Below are 17,150 nucleotides of genomic sequence, written 5' to 3'. Positions count from 1 at the left end.
GACCCCTGTGGGAGCGGGCTTGCCCGCGATTGAGACGGCGCGGTTTACCCGGTAAACCGCGTCATTCCTGTCGCGAGCAAGCCCGCTCCCACATGATCTGAAGCAAGGGCAATCAGCGCTGCGCTTGCCCTTGCTGCATGACCCACTGCACCACTTGCGGCATCAGCACATCACTGGCCTGGCCAAACCCTGCAACCACGCCCGGCACCAATGGATTGCTCAGGGGCTGACGTGCTTCGAACCGTTTGGAGGCAATCACACGCTGATCGCTGCTGCGAACCAGACGGGCGTTGTACTGGATCAGCACTTCAGGGCTTTTGCCGTTGTAGTGCGTCTGGAACGCCAGCAACTCTCCACCCAACTCGTAATCGGCCTGCAAGTTACTGTCGTCGGTGCTCAGGCCCTGGATTCGGCCATCCTGCAAGAAGGCATCAAGCAGACGATTGCGCATCAACACGGGTGCGGTGTCAGTCCAGCGTGCGCCCTTGTAGTTGCTGATCAGGTTGCCCTCGGGCACCACGGCGATGTTCTGGTTGTTCAGGGCGCCACTGGCCATCGGCTTGTCGAGGCGCAACGACCACTTCACCGGCGCGCTGTGACTCGCAGCCATGGGCGCTTGCGCAGCCGGCAGCCGGTACACGTCGACCATCTCGGGCTTGGGCAGTATCGAACAGGCGCTGAGCACACTCAGGCTTGTCGCAAGCACGATGGAGCCTGCCAGGCGATAGGTACGCTTCATGGAGTGAATTCCTTGTTCTGTTCGCGGCCCAGCAAGTAACCGCTTGGATTGGCTTCCAGGCGCCGCGAGATCGAGCGCAGTGTGCCGAGGGTTTCGCGCAGCTCGTTGACCGCAGGGCCCAGTTGATTCAGACCCTGCAGGCCGCTATTGAGCGAGTCCTCATTGTTGTCGATCAGCGTGTTGATGGTCGCACTGCTCTGTTCCAGCGACTTCATGGCGCGCTCTGCGCTGCTAAACATCTGCTTGCCATCGGTGCTCAGCAGGCCGTTGGCATTGCGCATCAGCGCGGTGGTCTGCTCAAGCGTGGCGCTGGCCTGCTTGCCAACCTGGGCCAGCTGTTTCAGCGTCTGGCTGATGTCGCCACGCTGACCGGCAATGGCCGTGGTGGTTTGCTCAAGGTTGTCCAGGGTCTTGCTGACGCGGCTGACGTTCTCTTCCGAGAACAGGCTGTTGGCGTTATGCAGCAGCATGTTGACGTTGGCCATCAGGTCGGAGCCGTCGGTGAGCAGGCGGGCAATCGGAGACGGAGAGGCCACGATTTCCGGCAGCTTGCCGTTCTTGCCCTTGAGGTCCGGGCTGTTCGGGTCGCCGCCACTGAGCTGGATGATCGAGGTGCCCGTCACGCCGGTCAGGGCCAGCTTGGCCTTGGTGTCGACCTTGACCGGGGTGCTGGCGGCCAGGCGGATGCGTGCCAGCACGCGGCGCGGATCCTTGTCGTCCAGTCGCAACTCAATGACGTCACCCACCTTGATGCCGTTGTATTGCACCGAACTGCCTTTGGACAGGCCGCTGACGGCTTCGTTGAACACCACTTCGTAGTCCTTGAACGTGCTGTCCATGCTCGCCTTGGCCAGCCACAGACCGAACAGCATGCCCCCGACGACGACCAGGACGCTGAACAAGCCGATCAATACATGATGGGCACGGGTTTCCATGTCATTGCTCCTTAAGCTGGGTTGCCGCTTCGTATGCGGCGCGGCCACGGGGGCCATGGAAATATTCGTGAATCCACGGGTCGTCGAAGTCTTCGACCTCGCGGATGGGTGCCGCCACCAGCACCCGTTTTTGCGACAGCACAGCCACCCGGTCCGTGATGGTGTACAGCGTGTCCAGGTCATGGGTGACCAGAAACACGCTCAGGCCCAGCGCATCGCGCAGGGTCAGAATCAGTTGGTCAAACGCCGCCGCGCCTATCGGGTCAAGCCCGGCGGTGGGCTCATCAAGAAACAGGATGTCCGGGTCCAGTGCCAGTGCCCGTGCCAGCGCGGCGCGCTTGACCATCCCCCCCGACAACGAAGAGGGGTATTTATCGGCCGCCGACAACGGCAACCCGGCCAGCGCCAGCTTGACGCACGCCAGGTGCTCGGCGTCAGGGCGGCTCAGACCCGCGTGTTCAATCAGGGGCAGGGCAATGTTTTCCGTCACGGTCAGCGACGAAAACAACGCGCCGCGCTGGAACAACACACCGAAGCGCCGCTCGATCAACGAGCGCTCGGCCTCTTGCAGGCTCATCAAGTCCTGACCAAACACCCGCACCTGGCCTTCAGTGGGTCGACGCAAGCCGACAATGCTGCGCAGCAGTACCGATTTACCGGTACCGGAGCCGCCAACCACTCCCAGGATTTCGCCTTTGTACACATCAAGGTCGAGGTGTTCGTGCACGCTCTGGCTGCCAAAGCGGTTGCACAGATCACGCACCTCGATCACCGCCTCGCCGGGCTTGCGCAGGGAAGTACTCACCAGCCCATCTCCATGAAGAACAACGCGGCCACGGCGTCGAGGACGATCACGATAAAGATCGATTGCACCACGCTGGACGTGGTGTGGGCACCGACCGATTCGGCGCTGCCGCTGACTTTAAAGCCTTCAAGGCAGCCCACCGCAGCGATCAGAAAGGCAAAGAACGGTGCCTTGACCATGCCCACCAAAAAGTTCTGAACGCCGATATCGGAGTGCAACAGCGAAATAAACATGTCGGGGGAAATACCCAGCGACACCACGCACACCACCGCGCCGCCGAGGATGCCCGACATCATGGCCAGGAAGGTCAGCAGCGGCAGGGCGATCAACAGGGCCAGCACCCGTGGCAGCACCAGCAAGTCCATCGGATCGAGACCCAGGGTGCGGATTGCGTCGATTTCTTCGTTGGCTTTCATTGAGCCGATTTGCGCCGTAAAGGCACTGGCGGTACGGCCCGCCAGCAGGATGGCGGTCAGCAGCACGCCGAACTCACGCAGGAAGGAAAACGCCACCAGGTCGACGGTGAAGATCCCCGCACCAAAGCTGGCCAGCACCGTGGCCCCCAGAAATGCCACCACGGCGCCCACCATAAAGGTCAGCAGCATCACAATCGGGGCAGCGTTGAGGCCGATCTGCTCGATGTGTGCCACTACCGGCGTGATGCGCCATTGCTTGGGCCTGAACAGGTTACGCGCCAGGGTTTGCAGGATCAGGCCGATAAAGCCGAGCAATTGCAGGGTGTCTTGCCACAGCTTGTAAACCGCGCTGCCGATGCGGCTGAGCAACAGGATGGCGACGTTCTGCGGGGCGGCTTTGACCGGCACACAAAAGTCGCGCATCGAGGAATAGACCGTCTGCAACAAGGCGCGGTCTGCGGCGGGGAGTTTTTGTGCCGTGTCGGTCAACTGGCCGACCCGCTCGGCACCCAGCAACTCCACCAGCAGTGACGCACCTGCCGTATCGATACTGGTCACGTCATCCAGGTTGATAGCGGTCCGGGCGTCGTACTTGCCCATCAGTTGCTCGGTCTGTTGCTTGAGGCGGGTGTAATGGGCAAGCGTCCAGTCGCCGCTGATCAACAGCCGCGCCGGGTTACTGGAAGTGTCTAATTGGGCATTGCCCGCCATGGCCGTAATAGTCTTAAGCTCCCAGCTAAGTACGTTTGAACACAGACCTTATGTAATAGCACAATCCTGCAAAAGTGTTTCAGTTTGCCTGAACAGGCACAGGCGCGGATTGATCTGGGTTAACCCGAAAGCGCAAAACACCGATCAATTGCCCATCTTCAGTCAATACCCGAACTTGCCAGCGACCCACCGGGTTGGGCGGGAAATTCTGCTTGTGGGTCCAGGCGCGGTAGCCCTCTTTGCGCCCGCCCTGAATATTGAGCGCGATACGGTCGACCTCCTGGCCGTTGAGTTGCCATACATGGTAAATCCGCTCGTTCAAACCCCGCGGCGCGTTGACCGAGGTGTAAGCGTACAGGCCACGGCCACGCAACTCGCTGACGCTGATTTCTTTAATGCTCTCGCCCGGCGTGCGGTCTTGCAGTTGTGTGGTGACCGCCACTTCGGTCATCCACAGCGTGGCAGGCGGCACCCAGGAGCGCAGCAGCCAGCCGGTGCCGCCCAGGGCCAGGACAATCAGCGGCAGCACCAGCCAGCCGCGCCAGGTCTTGAGCGGCAGGCTCACGGCCAGGCTGGGGATTGAAAGCAGCACAGCAGTGCCCAGCGCCAGCTTGTAGCTCTCGGAGGTGGTGAGGTTGAGGATGATCGGCAGCGCCGTCAGCATCGCCGCGAACAGGGCGAGGGTGTGCATCGCCAAAAACAGCCAGCGCCGGGGGGCCAGCCATTTGTAATACAGCGGGTCCGTGATGGTGATCAGGGCACACACACCCAAAAGCCCGGTAAAGACAAGCTGCCCGCTGTTCCAGGTGGTGGTGATAAAGAAAAACGGCAACACGAAAAACAGACTTTCCTGATGGATCATCTGGGTCGCATAACGTAGCAGCGGCGGGGGTATCTCGCGTTTGAATACCCGGCTGAACAGCTGGGTAAAACTGTTTTCCAGCATCAACCAGACCCAGCTCACCAGCAGGATCACGGCGATCCAGCGGGCCATGCCCTGTTGACGGTCCACCAGGATAAAACTGCCCACGCCCGAGCAAAAACCGAACGCCGCAATGAGCCCCGGATAGCGCTTCATCAACTCAAGGACGCGCTGTATGAGGAGGTTCCAGTTAGGCATTCGGCAGTTCACATTCTGTATAGGAAATATCCTCGACAGAATAGCGTTTTAGGCGCTCCGCGTCCGGGACTTCATGACACTGTGGGAACGGGCTTGCTCGCGATTGAGTCGCTGCGGTCTGTCAGGCAAACCGTGGTGAGACCATCGCGAGCAAGCCCGCTCCTACAACGCACGCTTAACGCACGCTGCTTTCGAAGCGGCTGGCGCCGGTCAGTTCCAGTACCAACTCGTCGCCCACATTCAGCGGACCAACGCCTACTGGAGTGCCGGTCATGATGACGTCACCGGCTTGCAGCGAGAAGCACGCAGCCATGTGCTGGATCATCGGCACAATCGGGTTGAGCATCAGGGCGCTGTTGCCATCCTGGCGCACTTCACCATTGATGGTCAGGCGAATGCCGATATCGGCCAGATCAGGAAAGGTGCTGCTCTGTACGAACGGGGCCAGTACACAGGCGCCGTCGAACGACTTGGCGATTTCCCAGGGCAAACCCTTGCCCTTGAGCTCGGTCTGCTTGTCGCGCAGGGTCAAGTCCAGGCCCGGGGCAAAACCGGAGATGGCGTCCAGCACTTCTTCAGCACTTGGGTTATTCGACAGAGGCTTGCCGATCAACACCGAAATTTCTGCTTCGTAGTGCACTGAACCGCGTTCGGCTGGAATCGCGAAACCACCGTCCAGCGGTACGACACAACTGCCCGGCTTGATGAAAAGCAGGGGTTCAGACGGGATCGGGTTGTCCAGTTCCTTGGCGTGTTCGGCATAGTTGCGGCCGATGCACACCACTTTACCGATAGGAAAGTGAATCCGGGTACCGTCGACATACTGGTGCTGATAGCTCATTGACCGACTCCGCTGATGGATGCTGATTGTGTAGTCGCTAGGGTTTAAACCGCAAAAATCTTGCCTGGGTTCATGATGCCCTTCGGGTCGAACACGGCCTTGAGGGCTTTCATGTATTCGATCTCGACCGGCGAGCGGCTATAGGTCAGGTAATCACGCTTGGTCATGCCCACGCCGTGCTCGGCAGAGATCGAACCGTTGTACTTCTCAACGGTTTCAAACACCCACTTGTTCACCGTCGCGCACTTGGCGAAGAACTCGTCCTTGCTCAGGTTTTCAGGCTTGAGGATGTTCAAGTGCAGGTTGCCGTCACCGATGTGACCGAACCACACAATTTCGAAATCCGGGTAGTGTTCGCCGACGATCGCGTCAATTTCTTTCAAGAATGCCGGGACTTTCGACACAGTGACCGAAATGTCGTTTTTGTAGGGCGTCCAGTGGGAGATTGTCTCGGAGATGTACTCGCGCAGTTTCCACAGGTTCTGCAGTTGGGTTTCGCTCTGGCTCATCACACCATCAAGCACCCAGCCTTCTTCCATGCAATGTTCGAAGGTTTCCAGCGCAGCATTGGCCACTTCTTCGGTGGTCGCTTCGAATTCCAGCAGCGCGTAGAACGGGCAGTCGGTCTCGAACGGCGAAGGCACGTCGCCACGGTCCATGACTTTGGTCAGCGCCTTGTCGGAGAAGAACTCAAAAGCCGTCAGATCCAGCTTGCTCTGGAAGGCATGCAACACCGGCATGATGGAGTCGAAATCGGCTGTACCCAACACCATCGCCGTCAGGTTTTTCGGTGCGCGATCCAGGCGCATGGTGGCTTCCACCACAAAGCCCAGGGTGCCTTCAGCGCCGATGAACAGCTGGCGCATGTCGTAGCCGGTGGCGTTTTTGATCAGGTCCTTGTTCAGCTCCAGCACGTCGCCCTTGCCGGTCACGACTTTCATGCCCGCAACCCAGTTACGGGTCATGCCGTAGCGAATAACCTTGATACCACCAGCATTGGTGCCGATGTTGCCGCCAATCTGGCTGGAACCTGCCGAAGCAAAATCCACCGGGTAGTACAGGCCGTTTTCTTCGGCCAGGTTTTGCAGGTGCTCGGTAACCACACCCGGCTGGCAGACCACGGTGCGGTCGGTCAGGTTGATGTCCAGCACTTGATTCATGTAGTCGAACGACACAACCACTTCGCCATTGGCGGCCACGGCGGCGGCGGACAAACCGGTACGGCCACCCGATGGCACCAGCGCCACGTCATGGGCGTTGGCCCACAGCACGATGGCCTGCACTTGTTCAGTGGTTTTCGGGAACACAATGGCCAGCGGGGCCGGGGCGAAATGCTTGGTCCAGTCCTTGCCGTAAGCATTAAGGGAGTCGGCATCGGTCAGGACCTTGCCAGGCTCTACCAGGGTCTTCAGCTCATCAATCAAGGCAGGATGGGTCATCAACAGAACTCTCGAACAATTCATGGTCATCCTGAGAACGCTTCACGTCGCAGGAATGGGTGTTTAGCGGGGCGCTTATGCTAGCATACGACCCCCCCGCAGAATCGAGCCGTAGGACGATTCTCGGTGCCGGTCTTCACGCCGGCCAGGTCAGCTCTCGCTGTCCATTCCCTGCCATTTTTTCTCTGGGACACAGGTTTACGCAGATGAGCAAGACTTCTCTCGATAAGAGCAAGATCAAGTTCCTTCTTTTGGAAGGCGTCCACCAATCCGCTGTTGAAGTGCTCAAATCTGCCGGGTACACCAGCATTGAGTACATCACCAGTTCCTTGCCTGAAGCCCAGCTGAAGGAAAAGATCGCTGATGCCCACTTTATCGGCATCCGTTCTCGTACCCAGCTGACCGAAGAAGTGTTCGACTGCGCCAAGAAATTGGTCGCTGTTGGTTGTTTCTGCATCGGCACCAACCAGGTCGACCTCAACGCTGCTCGCGAACGCGGTATCGCTGTTTTCAACGCACCGTACTCCAACACCCGTTCGGTGGCTGAGTTGGTGCTGGCTGAAGCGATCCTGTTGTTGCGTGGCATCCCTGAGAAAAACGCTTCCTGCCACCGTGGTGGCTGGATCAAAAGCGCGGCCAACTCCTTCGAAATCCGTGGCAAGAAGCTGGGTATCGTCGGTTACGGCTCTATCGGCACTCAGCTGTCGGTACTGGCTGAAGGCCTGGGCATGCAAGTGTTCTTCTACGACACCGTGACCAAGCTGCCATTGGGCAACGCAACCCAGGTTGGCAATCTGCACGAACTGCTGGGCATGTCCGACATCGTCACCCTGCACGTTCCTGAAACCGCAGCCACCCAGTGGATGATCGGTGAGAAAGAAATCCGCGCCATCAAAAAGGGCGGGATTCTGATCAACGCCGCACGTGGCACCGTGGTTGAGCTGGATGCCCTGGCTGACGCGATCAAGGACAAGCACCTGATCGGCGCCGCCATCGACGTGTTCCCGGTTGAGCCGCGCTCCAACGACGACGTGTTCGAAAGCCCGCTGCGCGGCCTGGACAACGTGATCCTGACCCCGCACATCGGCGGTTCCACCGCTGAAGCGCAAGCCAACATCGGTCTGGAAGTGGCAGAAAAACTGGTCAAGTACAGCGACAACGGTACCTCGGTATCGTCCGTGAACTTCCCTGAAGTGGCCCTGCCGGCTCACCCTGGCAAGCACCGTCTGCTGCACATCCACGAGAACATCCCGGGTGTGATGAGCGAGATCAACAAGATCTTCGCCGAAAACGGGATCAACATCTCCGGTCAGTTCCTGCAAACCAACGAAAAAGTTGGCTATGTAGTGATCGACGTGGATGCCGAGTCTTCGGACCTGGCGCAAGAGAAGTTGCAGACCGTCAACGGCACGATCCGTTGCCGCGTTTTGTTCTAAACGTGCGTTACTAAAAAGGGAGACCCTCGGGTCTCCCTTTTTTGTGGGTCGAAAATACTTATTTCACATCAACCGTGATTTTCTTCGACACGATGCTTGGCTTGAACGGCACGTGCACCTGGTTGCCCAGCACCAGTTGCAGGGTGTGCTTGCCGGGTGGCAGGGTTACCTGGGTTTCGGTCTGGGCCTTGCCGAAGTGGATATGGTTGGCATCGGCCGGAATGGGTGCGTTCTCGGCTGGCAACTGGTCGACGTCAATCAGCAGGTGGTGGTGGCCAGCATGGGGAGTGGCTTCGGTAATAGGCGCCAAAGGCATGCCTTCGATACCGAATTTAACGGTGAACGTTTGATCAACGGTGGCACCGTCTTTAGGTTCGACGATGAAAACCTTGGCGCCTTTTGGAGCCGGTTCCGATTCCAGGCCCGCCGCAGTCGCCATGACCGAAGCGCCCATCAACACAGAAGCCAACGCAACACGAGACAGTAGAGCTTTCATTTTTTTCTCCGGTTTTTTGCAAAATTCTTCGACTCAGGACAACTTTGAGCCAATCTGTTGTCCAACGCCGCAACTGACCAACATAAAGCAAAGCGGACGCCAATTGCGAATCGCTTGCAACAAATTCCAAGGAGTGTCCATGCGTTTCCTGCCAGGCCTGATGCTTTTACTGCCATTGGCGAGCCCTTTTGCTCAAGCCGAACTGATCGACGACGTGAACGACCGAGGCGAACTGCGCATCGCCCTTGAGGCCGACATGCCCCCGTTCAGCTTCAAGCAAGACGGGCGCCTGACCGGCTTTGACGTTGAATTGGGCGAGCTGCTGGCTCAGGAACTGGAAGTGCATCCCTCCATTCTTGTGACGGACAGCAATGACCTGTTGCCGGGCGTTGAGAGCGGCAAATACGACGTTGCCATCAACCACATCGCTTTGACTCCCGAACTTCAGGATCGTTTCGACTTCAGCGAGCCTTACAGCCACCTGCAAGCGCAGACGATAGCCCGGCAGGAACCACCGCGCTCACCCAACAGCCTTGCCATGTTGCAGGGCCAGACATTAGGCGTAGTTCAGGGCAACGCGTTTGTCGACCGCGGGCCATTGGTAACCGTGGCGCAGAAAGCGCCGGTCACTGATGAGGAAGTTGCCCTGGCCATTCCCTTCCAGAAAGGCAACCCGGCGTTCCAGGCCAGCCTGGACAAGGCACTGCAGCGGATCAAGGCCGATGGCCGGCTGGAGGCCTTGTCGCAGAAATGGTTCGGGATGGGTGCAAAACAACCCTGAATACCCACTGTGGGAGCGGGCTTGCTCGCGATGGGATCGAATCGGTAATTCAGGCATACCGAGTCAACTGCATCGCGAGCAAGCCCGCTCCCAACCGATACTCAGGGTGTGCGAATCGCCTTCACATCCCCGGCTTTCACTTCACCCGCCTTGTTACCCCAACTGGTGCGGATGAAATTGACCACATCGGCCACTTCCTGATCCGACAAACGCCAGTCGAAAGCAGGCATGGTGAAGGTCGACGGCGCCGTATGCGTCGCCGGCAACGTCCCACCTTTAAGCACGATATGAATCAGCGACGTCGGGTCCGCCGACTGCAACACCGGGTTACCCGCCAGGGCAGGGAACACTCGGGTGTAGCCATGACCGTCAGTGCGATGGCAGGCCGCGCAGTTATCGATATACACCGCAGCGCCGCGCTTGCTGTCGTCACCGTTCCACAGGGCATCCGCTACCGCCGGATCGTACTGATGGGGCACGTCAGCCGGATCAACCGCAGGCAACGACTTCAAGTATCGAGCGATAGCGGTCAGATCATCCTCGGACATGTACTGCATGCTGTGCACGATCACATCACTCATGCCACCAAATACAGCACTGCGATCACTGCGCCCGGTCTTGAGGAACTGCACCAGTTGCGCCTCGCTCCAACTGCCCAGACCGTCCTTGTGGTCACCGCGCAGGTTCTTCGCGATCCAGCCTTCCAGTGGTGCGCTGCCTGACAGAAACGCCGGGCTGTCGCTGGCACTCAGGGCTTTTTCCTGCATGGTCAGTGCCCGTGGCGTGTGGCACGCACCGCAGTGCCCAAGGCCTTCTACCAGATACGCACCGCGACTTGTCACCGCGTCTTGCCCGGTTTGCGGCTTGAAGTCTTCAACCTGCGGAGCAAACAGCCAGCGCCATATCGCCAACGGCCAGCGCATGCTCAGCGGCCACGGAATATCGGCCTCCTGGTTCACTTGCTCGACAGGTTTCACGCCCTTCATAAAGTAGGCATACAACGCCTGCATATCGGCCTCATTGACCCGCGCATAGGACGGATACGGCATGGCCGGATACAAGGTGCTGCCATTTTGCGCGACGCCGTGGCGCACGGCTTTGTCGAAATCTTCAAAGCTGTAGCTGCCAATGCCGCTTTTGCCCGGCGTGATGTTGGTCGAATAAATCGTACCGATCGGGGTTTCCATCGCCAGGCCACCGGCGAACGGCTTGCCGTCCTTGGCGGTGTGGCAGGCCACACAGTCACCGGCGCGAGCCAGGTATTCACCTTGCTTGACCAACGCTTGCGGGTCACTGTCTGCAGCCACCGCCGAGAGGCTGGCGAAGAGTGTCAGGGTCGCGATAACAAATGCTTTCATGGTCATCGCTCCTTATGCCTGAACCAGTGGGCCGGGGTTTTTCAGGTACTGCTCGCGGATCGCCCGAGCCGACCAATAGGTCAACGCAGCAACCAGACCTGTCGGGTTGTATCCCAAGCCTTGCGGGAAGGCAGACGCACCCGGCACAAACACGTTGTGCACGTCCCAGCTCTGCAGGTAACGGTTCAGTGCACTGGTTTTCGGATTCGTGCCCATGATCGCGCCACCGTTAAGGTGAGTGGTCTGGTAGGAGGCCGTATTGAAGTGATCACCGACTTGCTTGCCGATCCGGGCAATGGCTTTCGGGTTCATCGCTTCGGCGATCTTGCCCATTTTCCCCATCATGAAACGGTTCATTTTGATGTCGTTTTCTTGCCAGTCGAACGTCATGCGCAGCAGCGGCTGGCCGAAGGAATCGCGATACACCGGGTCCAGATCGAGGTAGTTGCTACGGTAGGACTGATGCGCACCGTGGGCATCCATCGACACTTGGTGGGTGTAGTAATCGGCGGTTGCACGCTTCCAGGCACTGCCCCAGGCCGGGGTGCCCGGCGGGTTTGAAGTTCCGGCAATCGGCCGGCTACCCGCCTGGTTGACCCACATCGGCGAACCGCCGACAAAGCCGTGCGGCCCGTGGTCGAAGTTATCCGCATTGAAATCATCGATCGCCACGCCATTGCCGCCAGCGCCGATGAAGTTGTTGGTGTGTACGTCTTTGTCGAAGTACGCCTTGATGGTGGCCATGTTCTGGTAGGCGAAGTTTTTGCCCACCACACCTTCACCGGTTTTCGGGTCATAGGGTTTGCCAATCCCCGACAGCAGCATCAAACGCACGTTATGCAGCTGGAATGCACCCAGGATCACCAGATCGGCCGGTTGTTCGATCTCACGGCCCAGTGCATCGATGTAGGTCACACCGGTGGCTTTGCTCTTGGTGCTGTCCAGATTGACCCGGATGACATGGGCGTCAGGGCGCAGCTCAAAATTCGGCAGCGGCTTGAGCGCTGGCAGAATATTTACGTTGGGCGATGCCTTGGAGTACATGTAGCAGACATAACCACTGCAAAAGCCGCAGAAGTTGCACGGGCCCATCTGCGCGCCATAAGGGTTGGTATAAGGCCCCGAGGTGTTGGCTGACGGCAGGTTGTAAGGCTTGTAGCCCACTTCATTGGCCGCCTTCTGAAACAGCTGTGCCGAGTAGGTGTTCTTCTGCGACACCAGCGGGAAGTGATCGGAGCGATCCGCTGCATAAGGGTTGCCACCCTTGCCTTCACCGACCAATTGGCCGTTTACGGTCCAGGCCTGGCCCGACGTTCCGAAGACTTTCTCGGCGTAGTCGAAAAACGGCTCCAGCTCTTCATAGCTGACGCCGAAGTCCTGGATGGTCATGTCCTTGGGGATAAAGTTTTTACCGTAGCGCTCTTCGTAATGACTGCGCATGCGCAGCTCCATCGGATCGACCCGAAAGTGCACGCCCGACCAGTGCAAACCCGCGCCGCCCACACCGTTGCCAGGCAAAAACGCGCCCAGCTGGCGGTTGGGCAAGGCCACGTCATTGACACTATGGCGGATGGTGACGGTTTCTTTGGAGACGTCCTGAAAGAGCTTTTTACGCACGCTGTAGGTGAGCTCATCAATCACCTGTGGATAGTTACCATCCGGGTAGGTGTCCTGCATTGAGCCGCGCTCAAGGGCCACAACATTCAGGCCAGCTTCGGTCAGCTCTTTGGCCATGATCGCGCCTGTCCAACCGAAACCGACGATAACTGCATCAACTTTTTTCATAACGGTCGACATGCTCAAGCCCTCTCGCCGCGAATGGAAACTGCCGGGAAGGGGTACTGCTCGTTGCGTTCGACCCAGTCCATGAAATCAGCGCGCGCGCCGGGGAAGCCGATCATGGTCCAGCCGACCATGCCTTTGTTGCCACCGTGAATAGGGTCGCAAAAGAAGCCTTCCTTGGTGTTTTGCAGCAAAAAGCTGAAAAACATCTTGGCCGGAACGCTATCGAATTTAGGCGTACCGGCCTCCAGTTGTTTGAGCACTTCGTCTCGGGTAGCGCTGTCTAGCTCAGCAAATGTTGAGTTATAGGCTTTTTTGCAGAGCTCCTCCGTGGCAGCGATGCCCAAGCGATAGATCTGTTTTGGTACCAGTTTGCTCTGCCAGCCCATCTCGGGTGGCGCGTCGGCATTGAACGGGCCTTGCATGAACCACAGCGCACCGCTGGCGTAAGGCGTGTTCATCTGGCGGTCGATATATTCCGGTACACCGGCTTCCAAAGCGCCTGGGCCTTGTTCGTCTGCAGGGATCAGGCGTGCGACAGCGGCGTTTACGAACGCCCACTCCTCAGCCGTGAAGTACGTCGGCTCATACGCTTTGCCAGGGCTCGAAGGGCGCTGTGCAGGTTCAGGCGCGGCGACCGCAGGCGTGGCCATCATCACCGTGCTACCCAGACCGGTGCTGGCGACAGTGACCACTGGAATCAGGGTCAGGGTTTTGCGCAAAAACTCACGCCGGGGGTTGTCTTGCTCAGACATGCGGGGGCACCTCATCAGGCAGTCACGGATTACAGCCGCTCATGGGCAGCTTTTCGTTTTGGCAGCGATACGGGTCGATGTTGACCGAAGGAAAACAACACGCTTGCAAACTTTGGTTACAAATACTAACAGGCCGGGCGCCCAGGTGAATCGTTTCATGCGTAATTTTGCCGCACCTGCCTTTTGCGCCTTCACGTTTTTTTAACAAATGGCTCACAGGGTTTTGATCACAAATCACTCAATCTGCCGCCACCTCCTGATAATCCCTGTTGAAGTGGTCGAACTGAATATGCCCAAAGCCCGGTTTTTCCCCGCCCTGTGCCTGACATTGCTGGCAGCGTTTGCATTGCCCCAGGCTCAGGCCGACGAAACAACCCAGGCTCGCCCTGCACAGTGGGCTCAACCTGTCGCCGCACAGTACAACCTGTATCAAATGTCCCCAACCCTGTACCGCAGCGCCTTGCCTGACAGCGCTGCACAGCCGTTGCTGGAAAAACTGCAGATCGCCACGGTGATCAACTTCTTGCCTGAGGCCGATGCCTCCTGGCTCAAGAGCCCCGATGTAGCACAGGTCCAGTTGCCTTATCGCACCAACCATGTGGATGACACCGACGTACTGGCCGCCCTGCGCGCCATCCAGACGGCACAAGCCAAAGGCCCGGTGCTGATGCACTGCAAGCACGGCGTGGACCGCACCGGCCTGATGGCGGCGATGTACCGCGTAGTGGTACAGGACTGGAGCAAAGAAGACGCGCTGAAGGAAATGACCGAAGGCGGCTTTGGCCAAAACTCACATTTCAAGGATGGCGCGAGCTACATGATGAAAGCTGATATCACGCAATTGCGCGCAGCCCTGAGCAGCGGTGCATGCAGCACCAGCCCCTTTGCCATCTGCGCCGTGAAGGGCTGGCTCAAGTCCAGTTGACTAGTGGCGCGCAATCCACTGCTGTAACGCCGCCTTGCGCTGTTGCAGTGGCAGTTTTGCCAGTTGCTCTACCTCGCGATAGAAGTTCGGCCAGTTGCCGTCAACGGATTCAAACAGCGCGGTGAATGCTGGCACCCACTGGTCATACAGCCCGAAAGGCAGCAGCTTGGCGTTGGTCATCGGCGAATTGACCCACCCATCGAAGCGCTTGTTCCCACCCCATTGCTGATCCCGTAACTGACGGTACTCGTGGCGCATGCGTTCAAATTCAGCCGCTTTGCGCTGACGCATTTCATCGGCGGGCAAAGGCTGGGCGTAGAGGTCTTGCAGCCGTTGGCGGGTGTCGAGTACCAACGCGATAAATTGCTTTCGCTGCTGCAAACCATTGTCGCTGGCCGGTGAAAGGCCCTGGTGGGCGCGCCATTGGCGAGTGCCTTCCTGTTCGACGAAGCTGGCGAAAGACTCATTGAACTCGCTGTCGTCCTTCACATAAAAACGCTGATGGGCCAGTTCGTGAAAAATCAGGGTGGCCAGCCGTTCATCGCCCCAGGTGAGCATGCTGTTGAGAATGGGGTCATCGAACCAGCCCAATGTCGAGTAGGCCTCAACCCCGCTGACAAACACGTCCTTGCCGTCCTGACGCTGCAGGGCTGCTTCCCCTCGCGCCGCCCCCTGAGAATAATAACCACGGTAGGCCACGCACCCGGCAATCGGGAAGCAATGGGTCACGGGGGTGAGGGAAAACTCCGGTGTGGCGAACACGTTCCACACGACGTAAGGCCGCTTCAGGTCGGCGTACAGCCGATAGCTCTGGTTATCCGGCAAGTACAAATGCTGACTGGCGAAGTTTCGTGCGGCCTGGGCTTTTACCAATTGCTCACGCAATACAACCGGGCGCTGCGGGTCGGCAATGACCGTGCTCACCGGCTCGCGAGCCTGCAATATCTGCCATTGCCCTCCCGCCAGTTGCGAGTAATACGACGCACTGGAACAGCCATTGATCAGCGGTATCAGGGCTATGGCAAGCAGGCAGCGAACACGCGGCGTCATAAAGCGATCCCGGCGGTAAAGTGACAATAAATAGTGTGGGAACGGGCTTGCCCGCGATACAGGCAGCACGGTCCTTCAGGCAAACCACATCGCCCGGCTCCCACACAGCGCAGAGCCGCAAAGCCGCATTGCACGCTATGCTTATGTAACAAATTATCTGGAAATCATCATGCGCACTTTCTTGCTTGTGTTGACCGCGTGCCTGCTGAGCGCTTGCGCCAGCACGCCATTGCCTTCGGCTGACCCGAAAATGGCTTGGGTCGACCTTGAAACGCAAACCGGCAAGCTGGTGATGGCCGAGCGCCTGGACAACCAGCGCATGACCGACGGTCGCTATTTTCAAGTCACGCCGGGCAGTCACGAATTGATGGTGCGCTTCGATTTCGAGGTGTTTGTAGGCGGTATGGGCATGTTCAGCGACCCGCAGGAACGCCTGTGCTACGTCACCCTGAATTACGACAACTTCCAGCCAGGCCAACGTTACCGGTTGCAAGCGCGCTCACTGGGCTTCAACGCCTACGCCCGACTGTACAACGCAGCGGGCAAGGTGATTGCCGAGGAGCGGCTGGTCAATTGCTTACCGTGAAACCTGGCGGTCGTTGTTCTGGTAGATGATTTTTTTGCTGCCGTATTCGCACGACCCTACCACCATGTTCTCGTCATGGACTTCTTCATTGGCCACGATTTCAAGCGTATAGGACGACACGTTGTTGGCCTGGATCTTGGCTTCGATTTCGGCTTTCAGTTCTTCACACGGTTTCGGGGCCGCCAAAGCCGAGGTGGCCATTGCACAGCAAACTACAGCCAAAGCAAAACGTTTCATGGTGAGACTCCCTTGAGGCAGAACGCTAAGTCATGATCTGACGCGAGTGGTGATCATTCGATCACATCTGGCGCAGCGCAAGACTGATCTGTCGCAGCCGGGCATCAACTGTACCCCGCTTGCGGCAAGCGGGGCACAGGGATGTCGTCAGCTCACCAGCGTAGCGTCGAGGGTGATTTTTGCGTTCAGCACTTTGGACACCGGGCAGCCTTCTTTGGCCTTGGTGGTCAGCTCGTCGAACTGCGCCTGGGTTGCGCCGGGCACTTTGGCCTTGAGCACCAGATGCACGGCAGTGATTGCAAAGCCGCCGTCCACCTGGTCGAGCGTTACTTCAGCCGTGGTGTCGATGCTGTCGGCCTTGAGCCCGGCATCACCGAGAATCATCGACAACGCCATCGAAAAACAGCCTGCATGGGCTGCGCCAATAAGCTCTTCGGGGTTGGTGCCCTTGCCGCCTTCAAACCGCGCCTTGAAACCATACGGCGCGTCGCGCAGTACCCCGGTTTCAGTGGAGATGGAGCCGATACCGGTTTTAAGGTCGCCTGCCCAATGAGCCGATGCTTTCTTTTTGATACTCATGCGTGCCTCCTGAAGAGCGGCGTGAAGGTTTCACGCCATGACTAAGGTTGTGAGGGTAGTCGGCTCCACAAAGTTCATCTTGTCGGACCAGTCGTCTTTTTTAGTCACTCAATTCCCGGACTGCCATTGAAACTCGGGTATATGCCCATATTTCTGTAA

18 protein-coding genes are annotated in these 17,150 nt (G+C 58.4%); 4 read left to right on the top strand and 14 right to left on the bottom strand.

Going from position 1 to position 17,150, the window contains the following annotated elements; all coding sequences use genetic code 11:
• Positions 1 to 112 precede the first annotated feature (112 nt).
• The 7 genes from VSQ83_RS24245 to VSQ83_RS24215 form a co-directional block, all read right to left on the bottom strand.
• A complete protein-coding gene (locus VSQ83_RS24245; RefSeq protein ID WP_326398839.1) occupies positions 113 to 739 on the bottom strand; it encodes an ABC-type transport auxiliary lipoprotein family protein in 627 nt (208 codons plus the stop codon).
• Positions 736 to 1,674, bottom strand: coding sequence for an MlaD family protein (locus tag VSQ83_RS24240; protein WP_219261998.1), 939 nt, complete (start codon positions 1,672 to 1,674; stop codon positions 736 to 738). The genes VSQ83_RS24245 and VSQ83_RS24240 overlap by 4 nt, the downstream gene beginning before the upstream one ends.
• 1 nt (position 1,675) lies before the next feature.
• The gene (locus VSQ83_RS24235) at positions 1,676 to 2,467 is read right to left on the bottom strand and encodes an ABC transporter ATP-binding protein (RefSeq protein ID WP_219262038.1); all 792 of its coding nucleotides are present in this window, start codon (positions 2,465 to 2,467) and stop codon (positions 1,676 to 1,678) included.
• 8 nt (positions 2,468 to 2,475) lie between these two features.
• Positions 2,476 to 3,606, bottom strand: coding sequence for an ABC transporter permease (locus VSQ83_RS24230; RefSeq protein ID WP_326427659.1), 1,131 nt, complete (start codon positions 3,604 to 3,606; stop codon positions 2,476 to 2,478).
• Between the two features lie 79 nt (positions 3,607 to 3,685).
• Positions 3,686 to 4,726 carry a DUF5924 family protein gene (locus VSQ83_RS24225; protein WP_219261996.1) on the bottom strand — a complete coding sequence of 347 codons (1,041 nt, stop codon included), beginning with the start codon at positions 4,724 to 4,726 and terminating at the stop codon, positions 3,686 to 3,688.
• Positions 4,727 to 4,901: 175 nt separating this feature from the next.
• Entirely contained in the window at positions 4,902 to 5,567 is a 666-nt protein-coding gene (locus VSQ83_RS24220) for a fumarylacetoacetate hydrolase family protein (RefSeq protein WP_133075006.1), read from the bottom strand.
• Between the two features lie 44 nt (positions 5,568 to 5,611).
• Positions 5,612 to 7,006 carry an FAD-binding oxidoreductase gene (locus tag VSQ83_RS24215; protein ID WP_019828298.1) on the bottom strand — a complete coding sequence of 465 codons (1,395 nt, stop codon included), beginning with the start codon at positions 7,004 to 7,006 and terminating at the stop codon, positions 5,612 to 5,614.
• 206 nt (positions 7,007 to 7,212) lie between these two features.
• On the opposite strand from VSQ83_RS24215, the gene serA reads away from it, so the two are divergent.
• Positions 7,213 to 8,442: a phosphoglycerate dehydrogenase gene (gene serA / locus VSQ83_RS24210; RefSeq protein WP_133075005.1), complete on the top strand. Its 1,230-nt coding sequence runs from the start codon at positions 7,213 to 7,215 to the stop codon at positions 8,440 to 8,442.
• Positions 8,443 to 8,500: 58 nt separating this feature from the next.
• Here the strand turns inward: serA and VSQ83_RS24205 are convergent, their stop codons facing one another.
• Positions 8,501 to 8,938 (bottom strand): DUF4399 domain-containing protein, encoded by a 438-nt coding sequence (locus tag VSQ83_RS24205; RefSeq protein WP_037032682.1) that lies wholly within the window; start codon positions 8,936 to 8,938, stop codon positions 8,501 to 8,503.
• Between the two features lie 139 nt (positions 8,939 to 9,077).
• Here VSQ83_RS24205 and VSQ83_RS24200 point away from each other — a divergent pair, with 139 nt between their 5' ends.
• Complete coding sequence (locus VSQ83_RS24200; protein WP_133075004.1) at positions 9,078 to 9,719, top strand: transporter substrate-binding domain-containing protein; 642 nt, start codon at positions 9,078 to 9,080, stop codon at positions 9,717 to 9,719.
• A 101-nt stretch (positions 9,720 to 9,820) separates the two neighbouring features.
• Here VSQ83_RS24200 and VSQ83_RS24195 read toward each other — a convergent pair whose 3' ends face one another.
• The 3 genes from VSQ83_RS24195 to VSQ83_RS24185 are packed head-to-tail and all read right to left on the bottom strand — an operon-like array spanning position 9,821 to position 13,614.
• The gene (locus VSQ83_RS24195; protein WP_133075002.1) at positions 9,821 to 11,077 is read right to left on the bottom strand and encodes a c-type cytochrome; all 1,257 of its coding nucleotides are present in this window, start codon (positions 11,075 to 11,077) and stop codon (positions 9,821 to 9,823) included.
• 12 nt (positions 11,078 to 11,089) lie between these two features.
• Entirely contained in the window at positions 11,090 to 12,874 is a 1,785-nt protein-coding gene (locus tag VSQ83_RS24190) for a GMC family oxidoreductase (RefSeq protein ID WP_326427658.1), read from the bottom strand.
• A 2-nt stretch (positions 12,875 to 12,876) separates the two neighbouring features.
• Entirely contained in the window at positions 12,877 to 13,614 is a 738-nt protein-coding gene (locus VSQ83_RS24185; protein WP_326427657.1) for a gluconate 2-dehydrogenase subunit 3 family protein, read from the bottom strand.
• Positions 13,615 to 13,903: 289 nt separating this feature from the next.
• Between VSQ83_RS24185 and VSQ83_RS24180 the strand changes: the two genes are divergently transcribed.
• On the top strand, positions 13,904 to 14,539 hold the full coding sequence (locus VSQ83_RS24180) for a dual specificity protein phosphatase family protein (RefSeq protein ID WP_219261993.1): 636 nt from the start codon (positions 13,904 to 13,906) through the stop codon (positions 14,537 to 14,539).
• Here the strand turns inward: VSQ83_RS24180 and VSQ83_RS24175 are convergent, their stop codons facing one another.
• Positions 14,540 to 15,589 (bottom strand): aminopeptidase, encoded by a 1,050-nt coding sequence (locus VSQ83_RS24175; protein ID WP_326427656.1) that lies wholly within the window; start codon positions 15,587 to 15,589, stop codon positions 14,540 to 14,542.
• Positions 15,590 to 15,758: 169 nt separating this feature from the next.
• Here VSQ83_RS24175 and VSQ83_RS24170 point away from each other — a divergent pair, with 169 nt between their 5' ends.
• The gene (locus tag VSQ83_RS24170; protein ID WP_133074997.1) at positions 15,759 to 16,175 is read left to right on the top strand and encodes a PA0061/PA0062 family lipoprotein; all 417 of its coding nucleotides are present in this window, start codon (positions 15,759 to 15,761) and stop codon (positions 16,173 to 16,175) included.
• Here VSQ83_RS24170 and VSQ83_RS24165 read toward each other — a convergent pair.
• A complete protein-coding gene (locus tag VSQ83_RS24165; RefSeq protein WP_133074996.1) occupies positions 16,167 to 16,412 on the bottom strand; it encodes a DUF1161 domain-containing protein in 246 nt (81 codons plus the stop codon). The two genes, VSQ83_RS24170 and VSQ83_RS24165, sit on opposite strands and share 9 nt — an antisense overlap.
• 147 nt (positions 16,413 to 16,559) lie before the next feature.
• Positions 16,560 to 16,991 carry an OsmC family protein gene (locus tag VSQ83_RS24160; RefSeq protein WP_133074995.1) on the bottom strand — a complete coding sequence of 144 codons (432 nt, stop codon included), beginning with the start codon at positions 16,989 to 16,991 and terminating at the stop codon, positions 16,560 to 16,562.
• Positions 16,992 to 17,150 lie beyond the last annotated feature (159 nt).

It is taken from the genome of Pseudomonas sp. DSV-1 (assembly GCF_035830915.1).
GTDB lineage: Bacteria > Pseudomonadota > Gammaproteobacteria > Pseudomonadales > Pseudomonadaceae > Aquipseudomonas.
This window is presented reverse-complemented; position numbering and strand designations above follow the sequence as displayed.

Coding starts and splice junctions, on each gene's coding strand:
- VSQ83_RS24245 (WP_326398839.1), bottom strand. CDS start 739: ATGAAGCGTACCTATCGCCTGGCAGGCTCCATCGTGCTTGCGACAAGC.
- VSQ83_RS24240 (WP_219261998.1), bottom strand. CDS start 1,674: ATGGAAACCCGTGCCCATCATGTATTGATCGGCTTGTTCAGCGTCCTG.
- VSQ83_RS24230 (WP_326427659.1), bottom strand. CDS start 3,606: ATGGCGGGCAATGCCCAATTAGACACTTCCAGTAACCCGGCGCGGCTG.
- VSQ83_RS24225 (WP_219261996.1), bottom strand. CDS start 4,726: ATGCCTAACTGGAACCTCCTCATACAGCGCGTCCTTGAGTTGATGAAG.
- VSQ83_RS24220 (WP_133075006.1), bottom strand. CDS start 5,567: ATGAGCTATCAGCACCAGTATGTCGACGGTACCCGGATTCACTTTCCT.
- VSQ83_RS24215 (WP_019828298.1), bottom strand. CDS start 7,006: ATGACCCATCCTGCCTTGATTGATGAGCTGAAGACCCTGGTAGAGCCT.
- serA (WP_133075005.1), top strand. CDS start 7,213: ATGAGCAAGACTTCTCTCGATAAGAGCAAGATCAAGTTCCTTCTTTTG.
- VSQ83_RS24205 (WP_037032682.1), bottom strand. CDS start 8,938: ATGAAAGCTCTACTGTCTCGTGTTGCGTTGGCTTCTGTGTTGATGGGC.
- VSQ83_RS24200 (WP_133075004.1), top strand. CDS start 9,078: ATGCGTTTCCTGCCAGGCCTGATGCTTTTACTGCCATTGGCGAGCCCT.
- VSQ83_RS24195 (WP_133075002.1), bottom strand. CDS start 11,077: ATGAAAGCATTTGTTATCGCGACCCTGACACTCTTCGCCAGCCTCTCG.
- VSQ83_RS24190 (WP_326427658.1), bottom strand. CDS start 12,874: ATGTCGACCGTTATGAAAAAAGTTGATGCAGTTATCGTCGGTTTCGGT.
- VSQ83_RS24185 (WP_326427657.1), bottom strand. CDS start 13,614: ATGTCTGAGCAAGACAACCCCCGGCGTGAGTTTTTGCGCAAAACCCTG.
- VSQ83_RS24180 (WP_219261993.1), top strand. CDS start 13,904: ATGCCCAAAGCCCGGTTTTTCCCCGCCCTGTGCCTGACATTGCTGGCA.
- VSQ83_RS24175 (WP_326427656.1), bottom strand. CDS start 15,589: ATGACGCCGCGTGTTCGCTGCCTGCTTGCCATAGCCCTGATACCGCTG.
- VSQ83_RS24170 (WP_133074997.1), top strand. CDS start 15,759: ATGCGCACTTTCTTGCTTGTGTTGACCGCGTGCCTGCTGAGCGCTTGC.
- VSQ83_RS24165 (WP_133074996.1), bottom strand. CDS start 16,412: ATGAAACGTTTTGCTTTGGCTGTAGTTTGCTGTGCAATGGCCACCTCG.
- VSQ83_RS24160 (WP_133074995.1), bottom strand. CDS start 16,991: ATGAGTATCAAAAAGAAAGCATCGGCTCATTGGGCAGGCGACCTTAAA.